Origin of the sequence: Mycobacterium sp. D16Q16, from assembly GCF_002013745.1 — a bacterium.
Classification (GTDB): domain Bacteria; phylum Actinomycetota; class Actinomycetes; order Mycobacteriales; family Mycobacteriaceae; genus Mycobacterium.
The window spans coordinates 43,772-69,643 of sequence record NZ_MAEY01000010.1 but is presented as its reverse complement, the minus strand read 5'-3'; the positions used below and the strand labels follow the sequence as shown (position 1 = coordinate 69,643).

Below are 25,872 nucleotides of genomic sequence, written 5' to 3'. Positions count from 1 at the left end.
CGCCTCAGGGAGTGTCCACCCCATGCAGCATCAGACTGGCGATCATGTGGGAAAAGTCTCGGCGGGCAACCCTTCCCGTCTGAATAGCCCAGGCCGCGCCGGTGACCAGGCTGAAGAAGGCTTCGGTAAGCCACACCGCCGTCAAATCGGTACGGAACTGGCCGCTTTTTTGCCCTCGCGCGAACAACGCGGTGATCTGCCCCTCAACACCTGAAAAGCCTTCAAGAGTCTGCGGAAGGTCCAGATTCTGATACTGGGTATATATGAGAACGAGTTGGTCTGCTATCGGCTCACACGCCCCAACCAGCCGCGCCAGGGCATCGGTCGCCGAGTCCTCGGTCAACCGCGCTCCGGCCAACGCCGACTCCATATTGCTCACCGCCAGCATGGTCAGTGCTTCTATCAATGCGGCTCGGCCCACAAAATGTCGATGAAGCGTCGCGCGACTCACTCCCACCGCCGCCGCGATCTCGTCCATCGTCGCCGCCGGCTGTCTACCCAAGAAGACAGCCGCCGCATGCAACAAGCTGTCACGACTCACAGCCATTGGCCCTCCCGGTTGCTCCGCGAATAGCGGTATCTCATATGCGACATAATCGTCTCATATTCGGCAGGGTCGATTTGGTGCGCTGACGCGGAACTCAGCCACGACCGAACGACGAGGGAGCCGAGCTAGTCCGGGCTCGATGGGTTAATCGATCCTCGTACCAGTGGTGTCCGATATCGCGGTGATCGAGGCGACGATCGAACTCATCGAGATGCGCTGACCGATTCCGTGGGTGAGTTGATTTCCCGCGCGGCGAAGTCGGCGGCCTGGTTGGTCATCCCGTTGTCTCCGTACGAGCCGTGCGCGGTGTTGTCGTTGCCATCCGGGGAGCAAATCGGATCCTCCGGGTTGCACATATCGACCGTCTTGTCCGCGTAGAGGTGCCCGATGTTGATCGGCGGGGCCGTGTTGTCGATGCGTTGCAGGAATCCGGTGGACGGCTTGCCGAACAGCGCCACCGCCGCGACGTGGTCTGCCACCTCAGGTGGCATCGGCCCGGTGATCCCCTCCGGCAGCTCGAAGCCCGGGGGCACCGCGTCCGCGGTGGTATAGGCCACCACTGCCGCACCCTGCGAGAAACCACCCAGCACGATCTTGGTGTTGGGGCATCGCGCCGCAACATCCTTAACCCGGTTGCTGGCGTCGATGACGCCGTCAGCCGCGGTCGCAAAGGCTAGGGATGCGGGATATTCGACGGGATAGACCTCCACCGACTTGCCCTTGGTACGCGCACGCAGCGCGCTGACGAATGCCTCTCCGGTGCCGCCGACACCCGGAGGCTCGAAAGTGCCTCGCGCGAACACGATCTCCACATCGGGACATGCGGCAGCAGCTGCTGACGGTATGCCGACGGGCGAACTAATCAGGGCGCACATGACCACAATGGCAAGTAACCAGCCCCACCGAACTCTCTTCATTAACGACCACCACCTGTTCGGGCTTCCGTTCCTGTCTACCACAGATTCAACGGTTGTGGACAGGTCTGCGCCGCCTCACGGATGGTTTTAGCCGATCGCTCATCGAGCGAAAGATGGTATCCACGAACCACTTCCGCGAACTGCATGGAGTATTGGCACCAGAACGCCTTATTCGGCGGCATCCAGCCCGAGGGCCCCGCATCACCTTTGTCTTTGTTCGCTTGACCTTGCACGGCGATGAGATTCGCGGGGTCATTGGCAAAGCGCCAGCGCATTGACGGTTGCCATTCACGCGCGCCCATGTCCCATGCGTACGCCAGCGGAACGATGTGATCGATCTGGACCGCTTCGCCGCTGTTGGGCCCGCGAGTAAAGGCCACCAGCGCTCCCGTGTAGGGATCGTGCAGCATGCCGGCACCCACCGCACTAGGACATCTGCGCGTGAACACGAAGCTCTTGTCGGTCAGGTCGCGGTTCAGGATGTCGTTGCGGGTGTCGCAACCATTGCGTCCACCGGGAGCGTCGGTGTCGTCGGACCAGGCATCACCGAACTCGGCACGCTCGTAGTCCTTGCCTCGAACCCGTTTGGGTATCACCGTCACTCCGGCCAGCGGATCTTGACCAGGGGCGAGGGTCGGAATATTCGATTGCCCGGCAACGGCATTAGCACGTTGTAGCCGGTACCGAGCCGTTACCTGATACGCCACCACCACCGCGATCGCCGCGGCGATGGCGACGATGAGCACGGTGCGATTCCTCACGATTTATCCAGGTACTCGATCTGATCGGCGATCAGGAAACGTCGCGCCATACCCGCCAGCGCCGGTTGTCTCGTCAGCTCGGGGTCCTCGGCACACGCCCGCACCGCCATGTCCCGCGCGGTCTCGATCATGTCGCGGTGATCCATCAGCGAAAGCAGCCGTAGATTCACCGCGCGGCCGGACTGGTCGCGCCCCAGGACATCGCCCTCGCGCCGCTCCTCCAGGTCCAGCTCGGCCAGGGTGAACCCGTCCAGGGTGTCCTGCACCGCACGCAACCGCCGTCCCGCCGAACCCGCAGGGCTGCTGGGACTTACCAAGAGGCATAGACCCTTGTTGCCGCCGCGGCCCACGCGACCGCGCAGCTGGTGCAGCTGGCTGATGCCGAACCGGTCGGCATCCATGATCAGCATCACAGTGGCATTGGGAACGTCCACGCCCACTTCGATCACGGTGGTACACACCAGAACATCGATCTCACCCGCGTTGAACGCCGTCATCACGGCATCCTTCTGTTCCGAAGGGAGCCGGCCGTGCAGCAGTCCAATGCGCAGCCCCGGTAGCAGTGAACCGCGGATGGTTTCGTACAAGTCGGTGACGGGCACCGGCGGCGGGCGCTTCTCTTCTGCATCCTCAGGCCCGGAATCTTTGTCGTCCGGGTCGATCCGCGAGGCCACCACGTAGGCCTGCCTGCCCGCGGCCACCTCCTCGGCGATCCGCTCCCAACCGCGCGCGAGCCAGCCCGGCTTCTCGCGGGTGAACACCGCAGTAGTGGTGATGGGCTGGCGCCCACGCGGCAACTCCCGCAGTGTCGAAGTCTCCAGATCGCCGAACACCGTGAGCGCCACCGTGCGCGGGATCGGAGTGGCCGTCATCACCAGCAAGTGCGGCACAATGCCTTCGGGGGCCTTGGCCCGCAACCGATCCCGCTGCTCAACGCCGAACCGGTGCTGTTCATCGACGACCACCAGGCCGAGATTGTGGAAATCCACCGAGTCCTGCAACAACGCATGAGTCCCGATGACGATGCCGGCAAGTCCGGTCGCGACATCGGCCTTGACCTGTTTCTTAAGCGCCGGCGACATCGATCCGGTGAGCAGCGCGATGCTGGTCGCGTCGTCGGGAGCTCCCAGTTCGCCTGCGGTGGCCAAAGATCCAAGCATCGCGCGCAGCGAACGAGCGTGCTGAACGGCCAACACCTCGGTGGGAGCCAACAGTGCGCACTGATACCCGGCATCGATGGCCTGCATCATCGCGAGCAGCGCGACGACGGTCTTACCGGAACCCACCTCTCCTTGCAGCAGCCGGTTCATCGGCTTGACCCCGGCCAGGTCGTCCCCGATCTCGGCGACAACCTGCTGCTGGCCCTCGGTGAGCTCGAAGGGAAGCTGGCGCTGCAGATCCTCGCGCAGCTTTCCCGTGGTGAGCGGCATCGACGGACCCGCCGACCCGATGTCACTGCCGCGCCGTATGGCCAGCGCCAGCTGCAGACCCAGTGCCTCATCGAACGCCAGGCGCCTGCGCGCCTGCTGTTGTTCTGAGGCGTCCTCCGACATGTGGATCTTGCGCAGGGCTTCATCCAGGGACATCAGATCGTGCTCTGCCAGCACGGCTTCCGGTAGCGCCTCGGGCACGGGATCCAGCTGGGCGAGCACCTGGTCGATACACCGGTAGATGTCCCAGCTTTCCAGGTTCTTGGTTGCGGGGTAGATCGGAAAAACATTCCGCTCGAACGCCGAGATGGCCGTAGACGCATCGCGCGCCGTTCCGGCGATACCGCGCAGCGCCGTACTCCCCCGCGTCCCGGTGCTCTCGCCGAGTGCGGTTTCCAGCACCAGATAGTCGGGGTGGGTCAGTTGAGGCTTGCCCCGAAATTCTCCGACCGCGCCGGAGAGCATCACCCGGTTGCCTACCTGCAGATCGCGTTTCACCTTGTGCGGATGGAAGAACGTGGCCTGCACCGCATGCGGGGCACTTCCCAGCATGACTGAGAGAAACTGCCCCTTGCGGTTGCGCATGCTCTTCAGTTCCGCCGACGTGATGAATCCCACCAGTGTGGTGTGCTCACCAGGTTTGGCGCGGTCGCCGTCCTGCTCGTCGCGCAGACTGAAATCGGTGCTGTATCGGCGGGGGTAATGATGGAGCAGGTCTTCGACGGTCAGCAGACCGAACTCGGCGTCGAGAACGTCGGATGCCTTATGCCCCAATACATGATCGAGACGATCGGAAAGTTGCGCCATCTATCCCCTGCTAAGACCTGTCACTCGACGCCGATATGAACGACGTCGGAGTGTTGCCCAGTGCGGTAGATCATCACCTCGACACCGCCGTGGTGCGATCGAGTGTGCTCGATCAACGCGTCGGCAAGGGACTCATCCGCCTTGTCCGACAGCAGCACCGTCACGAGCTCTCCACCGGAGGACAACATGATGCTCACCAAAGCCTTTGTGGCATTGGCGACATCATGGTTCAGCACCAGCACCTCATCACCGATGATGCCCATCGCATCTCCCGGCTCGCACGTTCCAGACCAGGTCAGAGCGCGCTCGGTGGCCACCCGCACCAATCCAAACCGGGTAGCGCCCGCTGCCCGCGCCATGGTGTAGCTGTCGTCGACTGCCATTCGCTCCGGATCATGCACGGCCAGCGCCGCCAGCCCCTGTGCCATGGATGCCGAGGGCAGCGGAATGACCGTGATGCCCCATCCGCGCGCCGCCGCACAGACCGCCACCAGTTCCTCGGGCGACATCAATCCATTGGGCAGCACCATGATCTGGTGCGCACCGCTGTCGACTACCGCATCCAGGAGACGTTTCGCACTCGCAGGAGGTTCATCGACGCGCAACACCTGGGCACCCTCGCTGGAGAACAGTGTGGCCGCGCCATCGCCCTCCGCCAGCGCCAGCACCCGGCGGTGCCGGTGACGCCCATCGTGATGTCCCCCACCCACATCACCGCGTAGCGAGGAAATCTGGATCGATTGCGGAATACCGAACTTCATCCCGGCCTCGATGGCCGCTCCGGCATCGTTCACGTGCGCGTGTACGGAGTACCCCATATCGCCGTCTCCGGCGATGGCGATGGAATCGCCCATCCCGTCGAGTTGCGCTCGCAGATCCGCGATCTGTAGCTCATCACACCCGCACAACAGGTACATCACCTCGAACTCCGGCGGCAGCTCCCGTGGCGGATCCAGGTTCAGGCCGCCCGAACCGCGCCCGGGCCCAGCCACCCACACCTGTGAGGGCGCGTTCTTGGGTGGCGACGGGCTGTACTCACGGCGTGTGGGCAGCTCCCCGGCCACCACCAACACCAGCGCGTCGAGGATGACGACGAGACCGCGAGCACCGGCATCGACCACACCGTTATCGGCGAGGATGTCGAGCTGCTTGGGAGTCTTCTCCAGCGCCGCGACGGCGGCATCGGCGGCGGTGATGACAAGGCTAGGTAGATCGTCGGCGTGCGCACCATCGGTGGCGGCCCGGTCGGCTGCCTCGGCGGCAGCGGCTAGCACCGACACGATGGTGCCCTCGACTGGAGTGCTCATCGAAGCGATCACAAACTGCGAAGCCTGTCGAAGCGCCCGGCGCACCACCTCGGCCCCGATGTCGTCCTGGTCGGCGGCGGCGTCGGCGATCCCACGCACGATCTGCGACAGGATGACCCCCGAGTTCCCGCGGGCGCCATGGACTGCGCCCCGGGCCAGCGCCGCGGCGACCTGGGCGACCGTGGCGCCTTCCCCCAGTGCCTCGGCGGCGTTCACCGCCGAACGCATGGTGAACAGCATGTTGGTACCGGTATCGGCATCGGCGACCGGGAACACATTCAACCGGTTGATCTCGTCGCTGCGAGCGATCAGCCCGTCGACCGAGGCTCGCGCCCAATGGAGCAGCGCAGCGCTGTCCAACACCGAGAGCTGCATGTGAGGAAGCCTATCTACCGGAGCTGACAGAGTTGAATGGTCTCGCTGAAGCTGGGGATCCCCCGCTGGCGGGGGCCTCATTGACGCCTATTTTGGTGTTCACAGGCCGGTCAGGCTATTCTTGCAGGGTTGTGGGCCGCCCCGGCTCTGGCTTCGTGATAAGCGTTTGCGCGAAGAGCTGAGAAGGCGGCCGTAATCGCGAACTTGAGGAGTTTCACTATGGCTGCCGTCTGCGACGTGTGCGGCAAGGGACCCGGCTTCGGCAAGTCGGTTTCGCACTCGCACCGGCGTACCAACCGTCGCTGGAACCCGAACATCCAGACGGTGCACGCCGTCACCTCCCCCGGTGGCAACAAGCAGCGCGTTAACGCCTGCACTTCCTGCATCAAGGCCGGCAAGGTAGTTCGCGGCGCCTGACGGGTCGTGACCGCCGTGTCTTCCACGCAGTCTGCTGACTACGTCGCCGTTCACAACGGCGTTCTGCACATCACCATCGCCACCGCGGCGGCCGGGACCTCGCTGGACTTCACGGGAGTCGCCGCTGCGGTTCCTGTGCTGCAGGACTTACCCGCCGAGGTCGGTGCGATCCTGCTGACCAGCAGCGGGGCCAATTTCTGCGCGGGTGGCAATGTGCGCGATTTCGCCGCCGCCGAGGACCGGGCTGCCAAGCTCAACGACCTCGCCGGGCGCTTGCATGAGTTCGTGCGCGCGGTGAACGCCGCAGATCGTCCGGTAGTGGCCTCGGTGCACGGGTGGGCCGCAGGCGGTGGTCTGAGTCTGGTGCTGCTGGCCGATATCGCGATCGGCGGCGAGTCGACCAAACTACGCGCCGCTTACCCGGGAATCGGGTACTCCTCTGACGGTGGCATGTCCTGGGCACTGCCCCGCGTGGTCGGCAAGGCGCGTGCCGCGGACATCCTGCTGACGGATCGCGTCGTCGAGGCACCCGAGGCGCTCTCCATGGGACTGCTGAGCCGCGTGGTGGCCGACGACGAGGTACAGGCAACCGCTGTGGCGGCCGCCGAGAAGCTCGCGGCCGGCCCGCGTGAGGCGCAGAACCGCATCCGTCGTCTGCTGCGCCTGAGCGCGAACAACACCCTGGACGCACAGCTGGACCTGGAGCAGGCCAGCATCGCCGAGGCCTCAGTCAGCCCTACGGGTATCGAGGGTGTCGACGCCTTCGTCGGCAAGCGCAAGCCTGACTGGCCGTAGAGATCTAGCCGAGTCCGGCTGTCTTCACCCAGGCGCTCATCCCTGCAGCTTCTTCCGAATCCAGTTCACGACCCACGGGATCGCGAGCATATCCGCGGTGATGTGTTCACCGGGCAGGGCCCAGTAGTCCACGTCGGCACCATTGGCGCGCCAGGTATCGCGCAGCGCCAGGGCGCCTTCTTCGGGAATGAAGAGATCGCCGACCGCCTTGCTGCGCGAGCCGTGATACAGCAGCACCGGCATCGTCGGCGTGAGGTCACCGGGCCGGTTGGCGCGGATAACGTGTTGCCCCAGCTCCGATTCGAACGGTGCCTCGATCGCCGAGAGCAGGTCCAGGTCAAATCGCAGCAGACCCGCCGCCGCCAGCGGGGGCTGTGGAAAGTCCTTGGCCCGGATCGCGCCGTAGAGCGCGAATTCGCCGAAAATCGTTGCCAATTCCGGGAACTCGCGAGCCTGACCAATGACCGCAGCGGAAAAGAGCCCCGCCCCGAGACCGCGATTCATGCTGCCGTGCAGCAGGGTGTAATCGGTGGGGGTGCCTCCCGCGGCCGCGCCCGCGATGCGTAGCTCCGGCGCGTATGTCGGTTGCAGCTGCGCTGCCCATACCGTGGCGATGGCGCCACCGCTGTATCCGTGCATCACAATCGGCGAATCAGCGAGGTCCGGCCGCTCCGAAATCATTCCGCGCACCGAGTCCAGTACCGCATGTCCCGCCATCTTGCCGGCGGCATACGACATCCGGGGTCCTTCATGATCCGGAAACAGCACGGCGTAATTCTGGGCAGACAGGAACGGAAACATCGGCGGGTTGTCCCGGTACCAAAGGTGCGCCAGACGGTAAGACGGCGTGAACTTGAGTCCCAGGGAGTTGATCGCCTGATTGCGTACCACCACCGGACGCGAGCCGGGGCCATGCCATGGACGATCCGGTTCGATCAACGCCGCTGTCACAGGGACGGCATTGCCCGCGGTATCGGTGGAACGCACCATGATCCGCTGCATGGTCGCCTTGCGTAAGGGAAGCCGCGGCGTCACTCGATCAGCACGAATGACCTCGCCCGGCGCCAGCAGGCTCAGATCACCGGGATCACTGTAGAAGTCGTCGCCGCTGATGGGCGTCGGAAGGATCGCCGAGTACGGGTCGGCTCGCTGTTCGTCCGTGAGCCGGCGGGCCGCCCAAGCGTTGAGCCGGTCGACCACAGCCGGGGTGCGCAGCGCGGAGCCGCCGGTTGCCAAGGCCACCGTCAGACCGCCCACGGCGGTCAATGCGCCGGTCGACCAACGCATTACGGCAGCCGCCAATCGATCGGCCGGGCACCTAATCCGCCCAGCAGTTCGTTGGCCCTGCTAAATGGCTTGGAGCCGAAGAATCCGCGCGATGCGGACAGCGGCGACGGATGCACCGATTCGACAGTGGGCACGCCAGGCCCCAGCATCGGCTTGAGTGTCGCCGCGTCACGTCCCCACAGAATGGCGACCAAGGGTGCATCCCGCGCAACCAACGCCCGGATCGCACATTCGGTCACCGCCTCCCAGCCTTTCCCTCGATGCGAGGCCGGGTTGCCCGGCTGTACCGTCAGCACCCTGTTCAGGAGCATCACTCCCTGTTGTGACCAGGGCGTCAGATCGCCGTTGGCAGGCTTGGGCAGGCCCAGGTCGCTCTGATACTCGTCGAAGATGTTGGCCAGGCTGCGCGGCACCGGCCGCACCTCGGCGGCCACCGAGAAGCTCAAACCCATGGCGTGCCCGGGCGTCGGGTATGGATCTTGTCCGACGATGAGCACCCGGACATCGGCCAACGGATAGGTGAAGGCGCGCAGCACATTTGCCCCAGCGGGCAGGTATCCGCGACCCGAGGAGTTCTCCTCGCGCAGAAACTCCCCCATCCTGGTCACCTGCTCGGCAACGGGCTCCAGCGCGTCAGCCCAGCCGGGATCAATCAGCTCGGTGAGGGGTCGGGCAGTCACGAAGAGTCAACTTAGCTCACGGATGAGCCGCTTGCGCGAAGACATCGGGTCACGGATGAGCCGCTTGCGCGAAGACATCAAGCGAACGAATCCCATCCCATCCGTTGTGTCCACGCGTTGCCGTCGACCGTTACCCCCGGGTCTCCCGCGCGCACCTCACCGATCGCGACCCAGCCCGCCGGGACTGTCCCGGGAAACGTCGCGACCAGCGCGTGCTCCTCGCCGCCGGTCAAGATCCATTCCCAGGGATCGGCCCCGAGCAGTCCCGAAGCGCCCGCCACCGGCACCAGATACGGCTCCAGGCTCGGTGAGCTCAGGTCGATGCGGACCGCACTCGATTCGGCGATGTGCCCCAGATCGGCCAGCAGCCCGTCGGAGATATCCGTCATCGCCGTCGCACCAGCCAACGCGGCGACGCGTCCTTGTCCGTACGGCGGCGACGGCACCAGGTGTACCTGACGCAGCTCGGAGAACTGGTCAATCCCGTCCTGCCACAAGCGGAGGCCCGCCGCTGAGGTACCGAGCGCACCGCAGACGGCGACGATGTCTCCCACGGTGGCGCCGTCGCGAGTTACTGGAGCGCGCCCCTGCAGATCACCGAGCGCCGTCACCGAGACCACCAGTTCACGCGCGGCCACCAGATCTCCGCCGGCGATGGACGCCTGGACCCGCGCCGCTTCGGCCCAGATTCCCTCGTTGAGCTGATCCAGGAATGCGATATCGGTTTCCGCGGGCGCGCCCACCGCGACGACAAACGCCGTGACCCGTCCACCCATGGCCTCAATATCTGCGGCGTTCTGCGCCACCGCTTTTCGGCCGATATCCGTCGGCGACGACCACTCAAGCCGAAAATGCCTGTCCTGCACCAACATATCCGTCGACACCAGAACTCGATTATCCGGCGCACGGACCACCGCGGCGTCGTCACCCGGGCCGAGTTCAATATCGGCGCCGGGCACACGACCCGCTGTGAGCCGGCTGATCACGCCGAACTCGCCGGTATCGCCCAGATTTGGCACTCGGTTAGTGTAGGCCTGTGCAATCCGAAGACGGCCCGCCACGCAAGCTCCTCATCGGTATCGCGGTTTTCGGTGCGGTCGCGGCCCTCGCCGTGCTCTTCGGTGTCCTGAAGTTCGCACAGTTCCAGGACGACAAGAAGCCCATAGCGGTCACAAATATTCCTGCACCACAGGCTAATTCGCCGCTCTGCATCGATATGACCAGGGCATACCCGGGCAACATGGCTGGCGATTGGAAGCGAGCACAGATCGTCGAACCCAAGCCACCCGCTACCGCCGCGTGGCGCCGGGGCAAGGATTCCGTTGTCGCACGCTGTGGTGTCGACCGGCCGGCCGAGTTCGCCGTCGGGACCTCGGTAGAGCAAATCAACTCAGTGCAGTGGTTCCGAGTCACTGACGCCGCGATCGCGACCACCACGTGGTTCGCCGTGGACCGCGGCGTCTACATCGCGCTGACCATGCCCGATGGTCTGGGTTCGGAGCCACTGATCGAGATGTCTGACGCCATCGCCAAGGCGCTGCCCGCCGTCAAACCCGACCCGGTGCCACTACCCCGCTAGACGATCTTCGCGCGAGCGCTCATCGAAGCCCGGTGCCCCGTGCCAGGGCGGTACGCACCATCGCATCCAGCAGTGCCGGGTAGTCCACGCCCGTGGCCGCCCACATCCGGGGATACATAGAAATCGTGGTGAACCCGGGCATGGTGTTGATCTCGTTGATCAGCGGGCCGTCATCGGTGAGAAAGAAGTCCACCCGCGCCAGACCCTGGCCATCGATCGCCCGGAACGCCGCCACCGCCAGCTCACGGATCTGATCGCTCACGTCATCGTCAACCTTGGCCGGTACGTCCAGTTCGGCGGTGTCGTCCAGGTATTTGGTCTCAAAGTCATAAAAGGCGCCCGCAGCCGTCTCATCCTGGTGCACACCCTCGACCCGAATCTCGCCGAGCACGCTGGCCTGGATGTCCCCGTCGGGGAATTCCAGTACACCGCACTCCAGTTCCCGCCCGATGATGGCGGCCTCGATGATCACCTTCGGGTCGAACTGGCGCGCATGTGCGATGGCAGCCGGCAGTTCCTCCCATGCGGTGACCCGGGAAACGCCGAAGGACGAGCCCGCCCGAGCGGGCTTGACGAACACCGGCAGCCCCAGTTCCTCCCGCTGATCCAGCGTCAGCGTGGTGTCACGCGGGCGGATCACGGCGTATTTGCCGATCGGAAGCCCCTCGGCGGCCAGCAGCTTCTTGGTGAACTCCTTGTCCATGCCCGCCGCACTCGCGAGTACCCCGGCGCCGACATAGGGCACCCCCGCCAGCTCCAGCAGCCCCTGGATGGTGCCGTCCTCGCCGTACGGCCCGTGCAGCACCGGGAACACCACATCCACGGAGGCCAGCACTTGGCCGGCGGCACTCGAATCAACGTTCACCAATTGGCCGGCACGGCGCGGGTCGGTGGCGAGCACCAGCTCGGTACCGGAAGCGTCCGTGACCTGCGGCAGCGTGCGGTCGCTGATCGCCAGCTGCGCGGGGTCGCCGTCGGTGAGTACCCAGCCACCCTCTGGGGTGACCCCGACTGCGACCACCTCGTATGCGTCCTGGTCGAGATTGCGCAGAATGCTGCCGGCCGACACGCAGGAGATCGCGTGCTCACTACTCCGTCCACCGAAGACGAGCGCGACCTTGATCCGGGAGTCATTCACAGTGTCAGACCGTACCGGCTGCGAGCGCCGCCTCGATGTCGGCCAGCAGATCATCGGTGTCCTCGATGCCCAGGGAGATGCGCGCGAACCCCTCCGGGACGGCATCCCCCCAGCGCGCCCGGCGGTCCACCGAGGTATGTACACCGCCGAAACTCGTCGAGGCCGCCAACAACGTGCTCTTGCTCACCAGCGCGTGCACGGCGTCGGCGTTGGCCAACTCGATCGACACCAGTGAACCGAACCGGCTCATCTGGGCGGATGCCACGGGATGGGACGGATCGCTCGCCAACCCTGGGTAACGCACGGAAGCCACCGCGGGATGCTCGCGCAGCATCGTCGCCAGCGCGATCGCGTTCTGACATTGGCGCTCGAAGCGCAATCCGGCGGTGGCCAGGCTGCGTGCCCCCAGCCAGGCTTCGAACGGACCCACGATGGCCCCGGCCCGCGACCGTTCCTGCGCAACGGCCGACATGAGGTCCTCACGCGACCCCGCGACGTATCCAGCGATCAGATCGCTGTGACCTGAGAGCGCCTTCGTCGCGCTGGCGACCACCAGATCGGCGCCCAGCTCCAGAGGCAGCTGCCCCATCGGGGTGGCCGTGGTGTTGTCCACCACCAGCACACCCCCGTGCGCATGCGTCGCACGGGCCAGCAGAGCCAGGTCCACAACGTCGAGCCGCGGATTCGAGGGAGTCTCCGCCACCACCACATCGGCCTGCGCGGCAGCGGCCACGATCTGATTCGATCTGGCCGCGATCACGTTGATACCCAGCGCCGCAAGGTTTTCCGTAGCGTAACGCCGCGTCTGGTAGTACCCGTCCTCCGGGACCACCAGAGTCTGCCCGGGTCGAACCAATGCACGTAACGCCGAAGTGATCGCGCCCATACCCGAGCCGAACACCAGCACATTGTCCGCACGCTCGAGTGTCGCCAAGCCCGATTCCCATTGTCTCCACGTGGGATTGGACGCACGCCCGTAGGTGTCCAGCGAGTCATCCTCGGGCACCGGCAGATGATAGGCGGAGGCAAACACCGGCCCCGCCAGAAAGGGTTGCCCGGCAACAGGTTCAGCGGTGGCGGCCACAACTGCCCGGGTCGATATCCCTGGCTCTGGCATGTGCTTACTCCGGTTTGGTACTGCGCCCTAACAACTGGGCGACGGCATCGGTGACGCTCAGTCCGCGATGACAGACGCCATGAACAGCCTCCGTGAGCGGCATCTCGACGTCGTAGCTTGATGCCAACGCCAGGATGGACTCACAGGAGGTGACTCCCTCAGCGACCCTACCGCCGGCGGCGTTACGCGCCTCCTGCAGCGTCTCGCCGCTGCCCAGCCGCATGCCAAAGGTCCGGTTCCGCGAATGTGTCGAGGTGCAGGTGGCCACCAGGTCACCCACGCCCGCTAAACCGGCAAGCGTGGTGTGGCTGGCACCCAGGGCCAGCCCCAGCCGGGTGATCTCGGCCAGGCCACGGGTAATGATGGTGGCGATCGTGTTCTCCCCCAACCCGACTCCGGCGGCCATGCCGCAACTCAGGGCGATCACGTTCTTACACGCACCCCCCACCTCGCAGCCCACCACGTCGGAGTTGGTGTACGGACGGAAGTAGCGCGTGGAGAACGCGCGCTGCAGGGCGACGGCCCTGGTCGAGTCGGTGCACCCGATGACGGTGGCGGCGGGCTGGCCCGCGGCGATCTCGCTGGCCAGATTCGGACCGGTCAGCACCGCGACCCGGCTGGGATCGGTACCCAGCACCTGAGTGACGACCTGGCTCATCCGCATGAGCGTGCCCACCTCGATGCCCTTGGCCAGGCTCACCACCGACGACCCAGGTTCGATGAGGTCGGCCCAGGGGGTCAGGTTGGTGCGCAGAGACTGTGATGGCACCGCCAACAGCACCAGCTCGGCGCCCTGCAGGGCCTCTTCGGCCACCCCCGTGGCGACTATCGAGGCGGGCAGGTCCACATCACTGAGGTACACCGAGTTCCGATGCGTCGCGTTGATCTCATCGGCCAATTCCGATCGGCGTGCCCACAACCTGACGTCGTGACCCGCGTCGGCAAGCACCTTGCCCAACGCGGTCCCCCAGGAACCAGCACCCATCACCGCAGCCGTGGCCATGGCAGACACCCTAGCCGGGGCTGGCACCATGGAGAACGTGGGCAGACAGGCTGACGCAGACTTCGGCGTGATCATCGCGGTCAAAAACTTGGCGACCGCCAAGAGCCGCCTGGCGCCCTCGCTTTCCGCACCCCAGCGGGAACGGCTGGTACTGGGCATGCTGACGCACGCCATCGCCGTGGCCTTCACCGCCGCCCGAACCGTCGCGGTGATCAGTCCCGATCCTGCGGCCAAGGCAGCGGCGGGACAGGCCGGGGCACGATTCATCTTTGATGACACTCCCGCAGACCACCCCGATCCGCTGAACAACGCGCTACGCAGCGCCGCCGCACAGCTGAGCGCATCGTCACCCAATCTCGTTGTGTTGCAGGCCGACCTTCCCGCGGTGACGGGCGAGGAATTCTCGGCTGCGATGCATGCTGCGCGAAATCACTCACGCAGTTTCGTCGCGGACCGGCACGGCACCGGCACCGCGGCGCTATTCAGCACCGACGGCGATCTGAACCCGTTGTTCGGAGTCGATTCGGCACGGCGGCACCGGGATTCAGCGGCGGTCGAGCTCACCGGGAACTGGCCCGGATTGCGCTGCGACGTGGATACGCTGGAAGATCTGGCCGCGGCCCGCGAGCTGGGGGCCTCACTACCACTCTGAGCCGGTCCGGTAACTCTATGATCACAAGGGTGACCACACCCAGCGTTCCCCCGGCCGCAACCACGATCGCGTCGGCTGAGGAGCTACCCGAAGACCGGTACCTCAACCGGGAGCTCTCGTGGCTGGATTTCAACACGCGCGTGCTGGCCCTGGCCGCTGACGAATCCCTGCCCATCTTGGAGCGCGCCAAGTTCCTGGCGATCTTCGCGTCCAACCTGGACGAGTTCTACATGGTCCGCGTCGCCGGTCTGAAGCGCCGCGACGAGACAGGATTGTCCGTGCGTTCGGCCGACGGCTTGTCGCCACGAGAGCAGTTGAAACTGATTGGTGAGCGCACACAGGAGATCTCGGTCCAGCACGCCCGGGTATTCAGCGACTCAGTGCGGCCCGAGCTCGCCAAGAACGGGATCTTCGTCGTCACCTGGGCCGACCTATCGGAGAACGAGCGGAGTTATCTCTCCTCATATTTCACCGACCAGGTCTTCCCGGTACTGACCCCGCTGGCTGTCGACCCGGCGCATCCGTTCCCCTATATATCCGGCCTGAGCCTGAACCTGGCGATCACCGTCCAGGTCCCTGAGACGGGTGGCCAACATTTCGCCCGAATCAAGGTGCCTGACAACGTCGATCGATTCGTGAGGCTGCGTAGCCCCGACGGTGCCGAGTCCGCGCAGGCCGCCCACACCTCGCGCTTCCTGCCTATGGAAGAACTCATCGCCGCACACCTGTCGGCGCTGTTCCCGGGTCTGGAAGTCGTCGAACATCATGCGTTCCGCATCACCCGGAACGCGGATTTCGAGGTCGAGGAAGATCGGGACGAGGATCTGCTGCAGGCACTCGAACGGGAATTGGCCCGGCGGCGGTTCGGTTCACCGGTGCGGCTCGAGGTCGCCGACGATATGACCGAGCACATGCTCGAACTGCTGTTGCGCGAGCTCGACGTCCATCCGGGTGATGTGGTGCAGGTGCCGGGGCTGCTCGACCTGTCCTGCCTCTGGCAGGTCTACGGCGTGGATCGTCCCGCGCTCAAGGACCCGACCTTCGTCCCGGCGACCCATCCCGCGTTCGGCCAGGGCGAGACACCGAAGAGCATCTTCTCCACCTTGCGCGATGGTGACGTACTTGTGCATCACCCTTACGACTCGTTTTCCACCAGCGTGCAACGGTTTATCGAGCAGGCGGCCGCCGACCCGCAGGTGTTGGCCATCAAACAGACGCTGTACCGCACCTCCGGCGACTCCCCCATCGTCAACTCACTCATCGACGCCGCGGAAGCCGGCAAGCAGGTCGTGGCGCTGGTGGAGATCAAGGCGCGCTTCGACGAGCAGGCCAACATCAAGTGGGCGCGCGCATTGGAAGATGCGGGTGTACACGTGGTCTACGGTTTGATCGGCCTGAAGACCCACTGCAAAACGGCGCTCGTGGTGCGCCGGGAGGGGTCTGCAATCCGCCGGTACTGCCACATCGGGACGGGAAACTACAACCCGAAGACCGCCCGGCTCTATGAGGATGTCGGCTTGCTGACCAGCGCGCCGGAGATCGGCGCGGACCTCACTGACCTGTTCAACTCCCTCACCGGATACTCGCGGAAGGTCTCCTACCGCAACCTGTTAGTAGCGCCGCACGGAATTCGCGCCGGGATCATCGACCGCATAGACCGCGAGATCTCCGCACATCGGGCAGGACAAGACGCGCGAATCCGGCTGAAGATGAACGCGTTGGTCGACGAGCAGGTCATCGATGCGCTGTACCGGGCCTCCCAAGCCGGAGTCCCCGTCGAGGTGGTGGTGCGCGGGATTTGCGCGCTCCGACCCGGGGTTCCCGAGTACTCCGGCACCGTGACGGTGCGATCCATTCTCGGCCGGTTCCTTGAACATTCGCGCATCATTCACTTCAACGCCATCGACGAATTCTGGATCGGCAGCGCGGACATGATGCATCGTAATCTGGACAGACGAGTCGAGGTCCTTGCACGCGTCACCGATCCGAAGCTCACCGCACAGCTCGACGACATGTTCACCTCCGCGTTGGACTCCCGGACCCGGTGCTGGGAACTGCAGTCCGATGGCCAGTGGCTGGCTTCACCTGCGGACGGCGAGGAGGTGCGCGATCATCAGGTCGAAATGATGAAACGGCACCGCTCGCAGACGTGAGCTAGCCCACGTTCTTCCGGCTGAACACCTCTCCCCCGAAGGAGCTTTCGTGCCCGATCCGACCACCCGGACCGGTGCGGCGGTCCTTGCCGCCGGAGCCGCGCTCTGGCGGTATCAGGAAGACCAGGACGACACTGCCGGCTCCATAGAGGTAGCACTGGTGCACCGGCCACGGTACGACGATTGGTCATTACCCAAAGGGAAGCTGGACCCTGGTGAGACGGCGGCAATCGCCGCGGTCCGTGAGATCGCCGAAGAGACCGGATTCACCGCGCGGCTCGGTAGGCGATTGCCTTCGGTGAGTTATCCGGTGGCGCAGGGAACCAAACGCGTCAGGTACTGGGCGGCACAAGCTTTGGACGGGAAATTCGAGGCCAACCATGAAGTCGATGAGATTCGATGGCTACCGATAACGCGGGCGATCAAGACGGTCAGCTACGCCGTCGACCGGAAAGTGCTGCGAAACTTCGCAAAGCATGAAATTGACACTCGGACATTGATCATTGTGCGCCACGGAAAGGCGGGGCGAAAGGAACGCTATTCCGGGGATGACACCCTCCGGCCGCTGGACAAGAAAGGCCGGGCGCAAGCCGAGGCACTCACCAGTCAATTACTCGCATTCGGCGCCAGCGCCATTCACGCCGCAGATCGATTACGGTGCCGTCAGACGGTGGAACCGCTTGCCGAGGAACTGAACACGGTGATCTACAGCGAGCCCGCACTCAGTGAAGAGGCCTACTGGGCCGACCGAAAGCGCGCACATCGCAGAATTCTCGAAATCGCGGGGTCCGACGGCGTCCGGGTGGTATGCACTCAGGGACGGGTCATCCCGGATCTCATCAGTTGGTGGGCGGATCGCGACGGTATCCGCCCCGATAAGTCACGTAACCGCAAGGGCAGCATGTGGGTGCTGTCGATGCACGGCCAGAAGCTGCTGGCCGCAGATCATCTGGACAGCCCGCTGCCCGCCGGGAGCTGACGCGCGCGCTCCCCCCTGATGTGCAACAGCTGACTGCCGCACTACCCCTGAAATGCAACATCGGGTCCCACCCTGAGGTGGGACCCGATGTCAGCTGAAACTACTTGCGGCCCTTCTTGGCGGGAGCCTTCTTGGCAGGAGCCTTCTTGGCGGGAGCCTTGGTCGCGGCCTTCTTGGCGGGAGCCTTGGTCACGGCCTTCTTCACGGGAGCGGCCTTCTTGACCACTGCCTTCTTCACGGGAGCCTTCTTGGCGGGAGCGGCCTTCTTGACCACTGCCTTCTTGACCGGCGCCTTCTTGGCAGGAGCGGCAACCTTCTTGACCACTGCCTTCTTGACCGGAGCGGCCTTCTTGGCAGGAGCCTTCTTGGCCGGGGCGGCCTTCTTGGCGGCGGCACGCTTGGCCGGGGCGGCGGTGGAGCCACGCTTCACAGCGGGACCGTCGGCCGGAAGCTTCTGCGAGCCAGAGACAACCGCCTTGAACTGTGCACCGGGACGGAACGTCGGGACCGACGTCGGCTTCACCTTGACGGTCTCACCGGTGCGCGGGTTACGGGCGACGCGCGCGGCACGGCGGCGCTGCTCGAAAACACCAAATCCGGTGATGGTCACGCTCTCACCCTTATGCACGGTGCGAACGATGGTGTCGACGACGTGCTCCACCGCGGCGGTGGCTTGCCGGCGATCCGAGCCCAATTTCTGTGTCAGAACGTCGATGAGCTCTGCTTTGTTCATGTAAAACCCTCCGAAGCCAGTGGTCCACTTTGAACCGACTTCGAACACGGTAAACCCAACTGCACCTGATTTCCAAGTGCCACGCGTAATTTCGGCAAAATTCTCTGAGCTTTTTGACGGGCCATATGCCGACCAAAAGCAATGCCCTTGCCCCCCAAGGGCGCCCAATCAGCTACTCAGAAGGCTCCAAAGTACGGGGTTTGAACTTCGGCCGCGACGCCTCAAAAGCCGCAATTTCGTCGACTTTTCGCAGCGTAAGGCCTATATCGTCCAATCCTTCGAGCAGCCGCCACTGGGTGTAGTCGTCAATCTCAAACGGCACCACCACCGTTCCGGCAGTCACTGTCCGATCCTCAAGATTCACAGTGAGTTCCAAACCTGGATTCTGCTCGATCAGTTTCCACAGCAGCTCGATGTTGGACTGATCCACCAGTCCCGCAACCAGACCGGCCTTACCGGCGTTGCCCCGGAAGATGTCTCCGAAACGGGACGACAGTACTACTCGAAATCCGTAGTCCATCAACGCCCACACGGCGTGCTCGCGGGATGATCCGGTGCCGAAATCGGGCCCGGCGACAAGCACACTGCCCCGATTGAACGGTTCCAGATTGAGGATGAACGAGGGATCATTACGCCAGCCGGCGAAGAGCCCGTCCTCGAAACCCGTTCGGGTGACACGCTTGAGGTACACCGCCGGGATGATCTGATCGGTATCGACGTTGGAACGACGCAGCGGCACACCAATTCCGGTGTGAGTGTCGAATGCCTCCACTATTTCCTCTCCCTGCTGGTCTAGAGCGCGGATTTTGCCAAATCAGCTGGCGATGAGAGCTTTCCCCGCACCGCGGTGGCCGCTGCGACGGCCGGTGACACCAAGTGAGTACGGCCGCCCTTGCCCTGGCGTCCCTCGAAGTTCCGGTTCGACGTCGAGGCGCACCGCTGCCCTGGGGACAGCTGATCGGGATTCATGCCCAGACACATCGAGCAGCCTGCCTGACGCCATTGAGCGCCCGCAGCGGTGAATACCTGGCCCAGCCCCTCGGATTCGGCCTGCGCGCGCACCCGCATCGAGCCGGGAACGATGAGCATGGTGACCCCCTCGGCCACCTTCCGGTCCCGCAACACCTCGGCCACCGCCCGCAGATCCTCGATCCGCCCGTTGGTGCAGGACCCGACGAACACGGTGTCCACCGGGATCTCACGCATCGGGGTACCCGGCGTGAGATCCATATAAGTCAGCGCCTTCTCGGCCGCCAGCCGCTCCTCCTCGTCGACCATCTGCTCTGGATCGGGGACGGCGGCGCTCAGCGGAACTCCCTGGCCCGGGTTGGTACCCCAGGTGACGAAGGGCGCCAAAGTACTGGCATCGATGTGCACTTCGGCATCGAACTGAGCCCCATCGTCGGTGCGCAGCGAGTCCCATTCGGCCACAGCGGCATCCCACAGCTCACCCTTGGGCGCGTGCGGACGGTCCTTGAGGTAGGCATATGTTGTCTCGTCGGGAGCTACCATTCCTGCCCGCGCGCCCGCCTCAATAGACATATTGCACATAGTCATTCGGGCCTCCATCGACATCTCCTCGACAGCTTGCCCGCGGTACTCCAGGACGTACCCCTGGCCGCCACCGGTGCCGATCTTGGCGATGACCGCCAAAATGACATCCTTGCTGGTAACGCCGGTCGGCAGGGGGCCATCGATGTTGATGGACATGGTCCGAAATGGCCTCAGCGGCAAGGTCTGCGTGGCCATCACGTGCTCGACCTCGGAAGTCCCGATGCCCATGGCCAGCGCCCCGAAGGCTCCATGGGTGGAGGTGTGGCTGTCGCCGCACACCACCGTGGTGCCCGGCTGGGTCAAACCCAGCTGCGGACCGACCACGTGCACGATGCCCTGTTCGGCGTCGCCCATCGGGTGCAGGCGGATGCCGAATTCTTCGCAGTTGCGTCGCAGCGTCTCCACCTGAGTGCGTGAGACCGGATCGGCGATCGGCTTGTCGATATCAATGGTCGGCACATTGTGGTCCTCGGTCGCGATCGTCAGATCCGGCCGGCGCACCGGGCGCCCGGCGAGCCGCAGACCGTCGAAGGCCTGAGGGCTCGTCACCTCATGGACCAAATGGAGGTCGATATAGATGAGGTCAGGTTCGCGCGCCTCACCCTCACCGGTTCCGCGTACCACTACGTGGGAGTCCCAGACCTTCTCTGCCAGGGTCCGGGGCTGTTGGACACTAGTCATCATTGGCTCCGTGCTCATTGCGTCTCATTATTTGGAACGCTAGTATCGTTCCGTGAGACAGCATAGCGGTATCGGCGTTCTCGACAAAGCGGTGCAGGTCCTGACCGCCATAGGCGACTCCCCCTGCGGACTCGCTGAATTGTGCGAGCGCACGGGACTCCCCCGTGCCACCGCGCATCGGTTGGCGGCGGGGCTGGAGGTGCACCGACTCCTGTCCCGGGACGGTGCCGGACAGTGGCAGCTCGGCGCAGGGCTGACCGAACTCGCCGCGCATGTCAACGATCCGCTGCTGAGCGCCAGCGCGCAGGTGCTGCCCAAGCTGCGTGAGATCACCGGCGAGAGCGTGCAGCTCTACCGCCGAGAAGGCACGGTACGCATATGCGTGGCGGCGCTCGAACCACCAGCGGGGCTACGCGATACCGTGCCGGTCGGTTCACGCCTGCCCATGTCCGCCGGATCGGGCGCCAAAGTTCTGCTTGCCCACAGCGATACGGCCATTCAGGCCGCGGTACTCCCCGGCGCCACGTTCACCGACCGCGCCCTGGCCGACGTGCGCAAGCGGGGCTGGGCGCAGAGCGCGGCCGAGCGCGAGGCCGGAGTCGCCAGCGTATCGGCGCCCGTTCGCGATCGGCATGGCAATGTCGTTGCGGCGATATCGGTTTCCGGCCCTATCGATCGGATGGGCCGCCGGCCGGGAGCACGCTGGGCCGCCGATCTCGTTGCCGCCTCCGAGGCCATAACCGCTCGGCTTTAAGCTCCGATTATGGGAAGCAATCAGCGCTCGCAGATCGTCATGTCCGACGAAGAAATCACCGAGTTCATCAATAATTCGCGCACTACGACCATGGCGACCATCGGCGCCGATGGCCAGCCGCACCTGGTGGCCATGTGGTACGCCGTGATCGAGGGCGAGCTGTGGTTCGAAACCAAGGCCAAGTCGCAGAAGGTAGTGAACCTCAAGCGTGATCCGCGGATCACCTGCCTCATCGAAGACGGACTCACCTATGACACGCTGCGCGGGGTATCGATCGAAGGACAGGCCGAGATAGTCGAGGACGCGGACCAGCTGTTCCAGGTCGGCATCAGCGTCTTCGAGCGCTACACCGCGCCGTACACCGAAGAGATGAAACCCTTCGTCGAGCAGATGCTCAACAAACGCATCGCGGTCCGGGTGCGGCCGGCCCGCATCCGGTCCTGGGATCACCGCAAGCTGGGCCTGCCCGCGATGCCCCTCGGCGGGTCGACGGCGCCACAGCAGTAGGTACGGCGGTGGGCCAGCTCGCGCGCGATGCGTTCGACTCCTTCCGTGAGGGTCTGCGGCATAAGAAGATCAAGCGGCCATTGAGCGACGCGCTGGTCCACCACCTCGATACCGGCGAGACGGCCGGAGAGCACGGCGATCGGATCCGTGAGCTATGCGCCGAAACCCTCGATATCGAGGTGAATGTCAAGAAGACCGGCGCCCATCAGGCGCGCAAATTTGTGATCTGGACCCTGCGGGAGCGCCATCCCGAACTCACCGAGGAGGCGTTGCGCATGTTGGGCGACTATCGCGCCGAGAGCTGGCTATAGATTTCGCATTGAGAGCTGGTACCCCCGATGGGATTCGAACCCACGCTACCGCCGTGAGAGGGCGGCGTCCTAGGCCGCTAGACGACGGGGGCTAGAACATTCCGTGCGACGCGCGAGGCGCGCAGACTTGACAGTCTAGCTCACCGGCGTGCATCACACCAAATCACTTGTTGTGCAAATGATTTGCGCTGGGGTACCAGGACTCGAACCTAGAATGGCGGTACCAGAAACCGCTGTGTTGCCAATTACACCATACCCCATTGGCCTCGCAGAACCGCAGGTCAGCGCGCTGACTGCGGACTTTGGAGCCGACGAGCAGACTACCAAACCAACCGCGATTAACCCGAATCGGTTTGGCTCTCCACCTCATTTTCCCAGGTCCGCGCGTTTCGCAGCCGCTGCAAGGTGCGCTCGGAGCCCAGTAGTTCCATTGATTCGAACAGTGGCGGGCTCACCGTCGCTCCGGTGACCGCGACGCGCAGTGGCCCGAATGCCTTCCGGGGTTTGAGTTCGAGCCCCTCAATGAGCGCGCCTTTGAGCGCCTCCTCGATGGCCGGTGTAGTCCATGCGTCGACGGACTCCAGCGCACCTATCGCCGCATCCAGCACCGGCAGCGCGGCCTCCCCCAATTCCTTGCGGGCCGATCCCGGGTCGATGGCGTACACATCGTCGTTGAGGAACTTCAGCAGGCCCCAGGCATCGCCCAGCACCACGACCCGCGTCTGCACCAGGTCCGCCGCCACCGCGAAGGCGCTGTCGTCGAGCCCGAGCTCGTACCCGTGCCCGGCGAAGAAAGTCCGCAGCCGCGCCACGAACTCCTCCGGGGCCAGCAGCCGGATCTGCTCGGCATTGATGGCGTCGGCCTTCTTCTGGTCGAACCGCGCCGGATTCGAGTTGACGTCGGCCACATCGAACGCGGCGACCATTTCCTGCAGGCTGAAGATGTCGTGATCGTCGGCGATCGACCATCCGAGCAGCGCAAGGTAATTCAGCAGCCCCTCGGGAATGAATCCCCGGTCGCGATGCAGGAACAGATTGGACTGCGGATCGCGCTTGGACAGCTTCTTGGTGCCCTCTCCGAGCACCGACGGCAGATGGGCGAACATGGGTATCGAATCGGCCACCCCCACCCGGATCATGGCTTCGTATAGGGCGATCTGGCGCGGCGTCGACGGCAAGAGATCCTCGCCGCGCAACACATGGGTGATCTTCATCAGCGCGTCGTCGACGGGGTTCACCAACGTGTACAACGGATCTCCGTTGGCGCGGGTCAGTGCGAAATCGGGTACGACTCCCGCCGCGAAGGTGGTCTCCCCCCGCACCAGGTCGTTCCAGGTGATGTCGTGATCGGGCATCCGCAGACGGACAACAGGGCTACGCCCCTCTGCACGAAATGCGGCGAGCTGCTCATCGGTGAGGTCGCGGTCGTAGTTGTCGTACCCCAGTTTGGGGTTGCGCCCCGCGGCGAGGTGACGCGCCTCCACCTCTTCCGGCGTGGAGAACGCTTCGTAGGCATCCCCCGACTCAAGCAGCTTGCGCACCACGTCAAGGTGCAGCTCCTTGCGCTGCGACTGCCGATAGGGCACATACGGCCCGCCAACCTCGGGCCCCTCGTCCCAATCCAGGCCCAGCCAGCGCAACGCGTCCAGCAGCGCCAGATAGCTCTCCTCGCTGTCGCGGCCGGCATCGGTGTCCTCGATGCGGAAGACGAAGTCGCCTCCGCAGTGTCGCGCGTACGCCCAGTTGAACAACGCGGTCCGAATCAACCCGACATGCGGAGTGCCCGTCGGCGACGGACAGAAACGAACCCGGACCTTGTCAGATCCAGTGGTGTCACTCATTGTTACTTCGCCTTCCGCACAACAGGATTGGACAACGTGCCGATTCCTTCGATGGTGACACTGACGGTATCGCCGTCGACGATGGGTCCGACACCCTCGGGTGTCCCGGTAAGAATCACGTCACCCGGCAGCAGGGTCATGACAGCGGACACCCATTCAACGATCGCTCCGACGTCGTGCAACAGCAACGCGGTACTGCTGCTCTGCCTGACTTCGCCATTGACCTCGGTGCGGATGGCCAGGTCCGAAGGATCCAGGTCGGTGACGATCCACGGCCCCAGTGGGCAGAACGTGTCGTGCCCCTTGGCGCGGGTCCACTGGCCGTCGGCACGCTGGTGATCACGCGCCGACACGTCGTTGCCAATCGTGTATCCCAGGATGACCTCGGCGGCGCGGGAGGCGGGGACGTCCTTGCACGGCCGGCCGATCACAATGGCCAACTCGCCCTCGTGGTGTACCTCGGATGCGCTGGGCGGCAACTGGATCGGGAGGCCCGGGCCGATGATCGAGGTGTTGGGCTTGATGAAGATCACCGGCGACTCCGGCGGGGCACCACCCATTTCCGCGGCGTGGGCTGCGTAGTTCTTGCCCATGGCCACAACCTTGCTCGCCAGGATCGGCGCCAGCAGCCTGACATCGGCGAGTGGCCACTGCCGCCCCGTGAAGGTGGGCGTCCCAAAGGGATGCTCGGCGATCTCACGGGCGGTCTCGGAGCCGTCTTCTCCCTCGATACTGACGAAGGCGACACCGTCTGGGCTGGCAATACGTCCTAGGCGCATTCACATGAGCCTAGTTGCCGGGCTTCGTGGCTTCCTCGGCGTCCTCGCGTTGGTCCTCCCGGATGTTGGCGCGAGTGACCAACGCCACCAGGAAATCCTCCAACCGGTTATGGGTGATGTCGAGCTCGCCGCGAAACCAGCTGGTGACCAAGTCCAGCCCGCCGGACACCAGCGTGAACGTGGCAAGGTCCAGATCGGGGTCCAGCGCATCATCGGCGGGGAGCAGCACGCGCCCCTGATCGGCCATCACCTGGGCCAGGGTCTTGACCAGATCGCGGCGGCGCGCGGCCAGCCCTTCGGTGGCCTGCGATTCGACCAGAAGCCTGCCCCGGCGTGGGTCGGCGGTCAGGAACCGCAAGCCACTGCCGACGGCCGCACGCGTGCGCACCACCGGATCGGTGGACGTCGAACTCTTCGCGATGGCCTCGATAATGGCGGCCGAGCCCGCGAGCATCTGTTCGTCCAGCATCGCGAGTACCAACTCGTCGGTGCTGCGGAAGCTCTCGTAGAAGTACCGATCGTTGAGCCGGGCCTCGGCGCATACGCCGCGCACCGTCAGCCCCTTCACGCCGCTACCCGCGACCAGGTCCAGTGCGGCATCCAGAAGCGCCGCGCGTCGTCGTGCGCGTCGTTCACCGGATGTTGCACCGCCATAGGTCCGGGATGGCATCTGCCGATTGTCGCACTTTGGTCCTTGACCTCACGGGATTTTCTGGTGATGATTCTCACCAGATGGTGAGTCGTGTCACCAGATGGCCCATTCAACGA

The 25,872-nt window shown here is 64.6% G+C and carries 26 protein-coding genes and 2 tRNA genes; 9 read left to right on the top strand and 19 right to left on the bottom strand.

All coding sequences use genetic code 11. The features are described 5' to 3' along the window. Nucleotides 1-4: 4 nt before the first annotated feature. The 5 genes from B4394_RS11375 to B4394_RS11355 form a co-directional block, all read right to left on the bottom strand. A complete protein-coding gene (locus B4394_RS11375; protein ID WP_078315081.1) occupies nt 5-547 on the bottom strand; it encodes a TetR/AcrR family transcriptional regulator in 543 nt (180 codons plus the stop codon). 203 nt (nt 548-750) lie between these two features. Further along, nucleotides 751-1,464 (bottom strand): cutinase family protein, encoded by a 714-nt coding sequence (locus tag B4394_RS11370; RefSeq protein ID WP_078315080.1) that lies wholly within the window; start codon nt 1,462-1,464, stop codon nt 751-753. Between the two features lie 35 nt (nt 1,465-1,499). Then, nucleotides 1,500-2,225 (bottom strand): HNH endonuclease family protein, encoded by a 726-nt coding sequence (locus B4394_RS11365; protein WP_078315079.1) that lies wholly within the window; start codon nt 2,223-2,225, stop codon nt 1,500-1,502. Further along, entirely contained in the window at nt 2,222-4,462 is a 2,241-nt protein-coding gene (gene recG, locus B4394_RS11360; protein WP_078315078.1) for an ATP-dependent DNA helicase RecG, read from the bottom strand. The genes B4394_RS11365 and recG overlap by 4 nt, the downstream gene beginning before the upstream one ends. A 20-nt stretch (nt 4,463-4,482) precedes the next feature. Continuing rightward, nucleotides 4,483-6,144, bottom strand: coding sequence for a DAK2 domain-containing protein (locus tag B4394_RS11355; protein ID WP_078315077.1), 1,662 nt, complete (start codon nt 6,142-6,144; stop codon nt 4,483-4,485). A 219-nt stretch (nt 6,145-6,363) separates the two neighbouring features. Between B4394_RS11355 and rpmB the strand changes: the two genes are divergently transcribed. Together rpmB and B4394_RS11345 are read left to right on the top strand one after the other, a co-directional pair. Continuing rightward, a complete protein-coding gene (gene rpmB / locus B4394_RS11350) occupies nt 6,364-6,561 on the top strand; it encodes a 50S ribosomal protein L28 (protein WP_005056915.1) in 198 nt (65 codons plus the stop codon). Nucleotides 6,562-6,576: 15 nt separating this feature from the next. Beyond that, nucleotides 6,577-7,356, top strand: coding sequence for an enoyl-CoA hydratase/isomerase family protein (locus B4394_RS11345; protein WP_078315102.1), 780 nt, complete (start codon nt 6,577-6,579; stop codon nt 7,354-7,356). Between the two features lie 36 nt (nt 7,357-7,392). Here the strand turns inward: B4394_RS11345 and B4394_RS11340 are convergent, their stop codons facing one another. The 3 genes from B4394_RS11340 to B4394_RS11330 all read right to left on the bottom strand — a co-directional run bounded on the left by B4394_RS11340 (nt 7,393) and on the right by B4394_RS11330 (nt 10,342). Then, a complete protein-coding gene (locus B4394_RS11340) occupies nt 7,393-8,643 on the bottom strand; it encodes a lipase family protein (protein WP_078315076.1) in 1,251 nt (416 codons plus the stop codon). Next, nucleotides 8,643-9,323: a uracil-DNA glycosylase gene (locus B4394_RS11335; protein WP_078308940.1), complete on the bottom strand. Its 681-nt coding sequence runs from the start codon at nt 9,321-9,323 to the stop codon at nt 8,643-8,645. Before B4394_RS11335 ends, B4394_RS11340 begins: the two co-directional genes overlap by 1 nt. A gap of 77 nt (nt 9,324-9,400) precedes the next feature. Then, the gene (locus tag B4394_RS11330; protein WP_078315075.1) at nt 9,401-10,342 is read right to left on the bottom strand and encodes a thiamine-phosphate kinase; all 942 of its coding nucleotides are present in this window, start codon (nt 10,340-10,342) and stop codon (nt 9,401-9,403) included. A gap of 17 nt (nt 10,343-10,359) precedes the next feature. Here B4394_RS11330 and B4394_RS11325 point away from each other — a divergent pair, with 17 nt between their 5' ends. Beyond that, complete coding sequence (locus tag B4394_RS11325; protein WP_078315074.1) at nt 10,360-10,902, top strand: DUF3515 domain-containing protein; 543 nt, start codon at nt 10,360-10,362, stop codon at nt 10,900-10,902. A 19-nt stretch (nt 10,903-10,921) separates the two neighbouring features. Here B4394_RS11325 and B4394_RS11320 read toward each other — a convergent pair whose 3' ends face one another. Genes B4394_RS11320 through B4394_RS11310 form a run of 3 tightly spaced genes read right to left on the bottom strand, consistent with a single transcriptional unit; the run spans nt 10,922 to nt 14,142 of the window. Continuing rightward, nucleotides 10,922-12,094, bottom strand: coding sequence for a D-alanine--D-alanine ligase family protein (locus B4394_RS11320; protein WP_286142037.1), 1,173 nt, complete (start codon nt 12,092-12,094; stop codon nt 10,922-10,924). After that, on the bottom strand, nt 12,045-13,157 hold the full coding sequence (locus B4394_RS11315) for a cystathionine gamma-lyase (protein WP_078315073.1): 1,113 nt from the start codon (nt 13,155-13,157) through the stop codon (nt 12,045-12,047). The genes B4394_RS11320 and B4394_RS11315 overlap by 50 nt, the downstream gene beginning before the upstream one ends. 4 nt (nt 13,158-13,161) lie before the next feature. Continuing rightward, nucleotides 13,162-14,142: an NAD(P)H-dependent glycerol-3-phosphate dehydrogenase gene (locus B4394_RS11310; protein ID WP_286142038.1), complete on the bottom strand. Its 981-nt coding sequence runs from the start codon at nt 14,140-14,142 to the stop codon at nt 13,162-13,164. 46 nt (nt 14,143-14,188) lie between these two features. Between B4394_RS11310 and cofC the strand changes: the two genes are divergently transcribed. From cofC to mutT1, 3 genes are read left to right on the top strand one after another with little or no spacing between them, the layout of a single operon-like run. After that, nucleotides 14,189-14,812, top strand: coding sequence for a 2-phospho-L-lactate guanylyltransferase (gene cofC / locus B4394_RS11305; protein ID WP_078315101.1), 624 nt, complete (start codon nt 14,189-14,191; stop codon nt 14,810-14,812). 17 nt (nt 14,813-14,829) lie between these two features. After that, a complete protein-coding gene (locus B4394_RS11300; protein WP_078308935.1) occupies nt 14,830-16,965 on the top strand; it encodes an RNA degradosome polyphosphate kinase in 2,136 nt (711 codons plus the stop codon). Between the two features lie 49 nt (nt 16,966-17,014). After that, on the top strand, nt 17,015-17,944 hold the full coding sequence (gene mutT1, locus B4394_RS11295) for an 8-oxo-(d)GTP phosphatase MutT1 (protein ID WP_078315072.1): 930 nt from the start codon (nt 17,015-17,017) through the stop codon (nt 17,942-17,944). A gap of 100 nt (nt 17,945-18,044) precedes the next feature. Here mutT1 and B4394_RS11290 read toward each other — a convergent pair whose 3' ends face one another. The 3 genes from B4394_RS11290 to leuC form a co-directional block, all read right to left on the bottom strand. Continuing rightward, nucleotides 18,045-18,677, bottom strand: a complete 633-nt coding sequence (locus tag B4394_RS11290) for an HU family DNA-binding protein (RefSeq protein ID WP_078309025.1) — start codon at nt 18,675-18,677, stop codon at nt 18,045-18,047. Between the two features lie 172 nt (nt 18,678-18,849). Next, nucleotides 18,850-19,449 (bottom strand): 3-isopropylmalate dehydratase small subunit, encoded by a 600-nt coding sequence (leuD, locus tag B4394_RS11285; protein ID WP_078315071.1) that lies wholly within the window; start codon nt 19,447-19,449, stop codon nt 18,850-18,852. Between the two features lie 20 nt (nt 19,450-19,469). Continuing rightward, nucleotides 19,470-20,915 carry a 3-isopropylmalate dehydratase large subunit gene (gene leuC, locus B4394_RS11280; RefSeq protein WP_078309024.1) on the bottom strand — a complete coding sequence of 482 codons (1,446 nt, stop codon included), beginning with the start codon at nt 20,913-20,915 and terminating at the stop codon, nt 19,470-19,472. 49 nt (nt 20,916-20,964) lie between these two features. On the opposite strand from leuC, the gene B4394_RS11275 reads away from it, so the two are divergent. Genes B4394_RS11275 through B4394_RS11265 form a run of 3 tightly spaced genes read left to right on the top strand, consistent with a single transcriptional unit; the run spans nt 20,965 to nt 22,484 of the window. Continuing rightward, entirely contained in the window at nt 20,965-21,666 is a 702-nt protein-coding gene (locus tag B4394_RS11275) for an IclR family transcriptional regulator (RefSeq protein ID WP_078315070.1), read from the top strand. Nucleotides 21,667-21,675: 9 nt separating this feature from the next. Beyond that, nucleotides 21,676-22,173, top strand: coding sequence for a pyridoxamine 5'-phosphate oxidase family protein (locus B4394_RS11270; RefSeq protein ID WP_078308932.1), 498 nt, complete (start codon nt 21,676-21,678; stop codon nt 22,171-22,173). A gap of 8 nt (nt 22,174-22,181) precedes the next feature. After that, nucleotides 22,182-22,484, top strand: coding sequence for a hypothetical protein (locus B4394_RS11265; RefSeq protein WP_078315069.1), 303 nt, complete (start codon nt 22,182-22,184; stop codon nt 22,482-22,484). A 16-nt stretch (nt 22,485-22,500) separates the two neighbouring features. On the opposite strand, the gene B4394_RS11260 is transcribed toward B4394_RS11265, so the two are convergent. From B4394_RS11260 to B4394_RS11240, 5 genes are all read right to left on the bottom strand, one after another. Continuing rightward, nucleotides 22,501-22,576, bottom strand: a tRNA-Glu gene (locus B4394_RS11260). 96 nt (nt 22,577-22,672) lie between these two features. After that, a tRNA-Gln gene (locus B4394_RS11255) sits at nt 22,673-22,744 on the bottom strand. Between the two features lie 78 nt (nt 22,745-22,822). Beyond that, the gene (gene gltX / locus B4394_RS11250; protein WP_078308930.1) at nt 22,823-24,325 is read right to left on the bottom strand and encodes a glutamate--tRNA ligase; all 1,503 of its coding nucleotides are present in this window, start codon (nt 24,323-24,325) and stop codon (nt 22,823-22,825) included. A gap of 2 nt (nt 24,326-24,327) precedes the next feature. Then, on the bottom strand, nt 24,328-25,104 hold the full coding sequence (locus tag B4394_RS11245; protein WP_078308929.1) for a fumarylacetoacetate hydrolase family protein: 777 nt from the start codon (nt 25,102-25,104) through the stop codon (nt 24,328-24,330). Nucleotides 25,105-25,114: 10 nt separating this feature from the next. Next, a complete protein-coding gene (locus tag B4394_RS11240; protein ID WP_078308928.1) occupies nt 25,115-25,774 on the bottom strand; it encodes a TetR/AcrR family transcriptional regulator in 660 nt (219 codons plus the stop codon). Between the last annotated feature and the right edge of the window lie 98 nt (nt 25,775-25,872).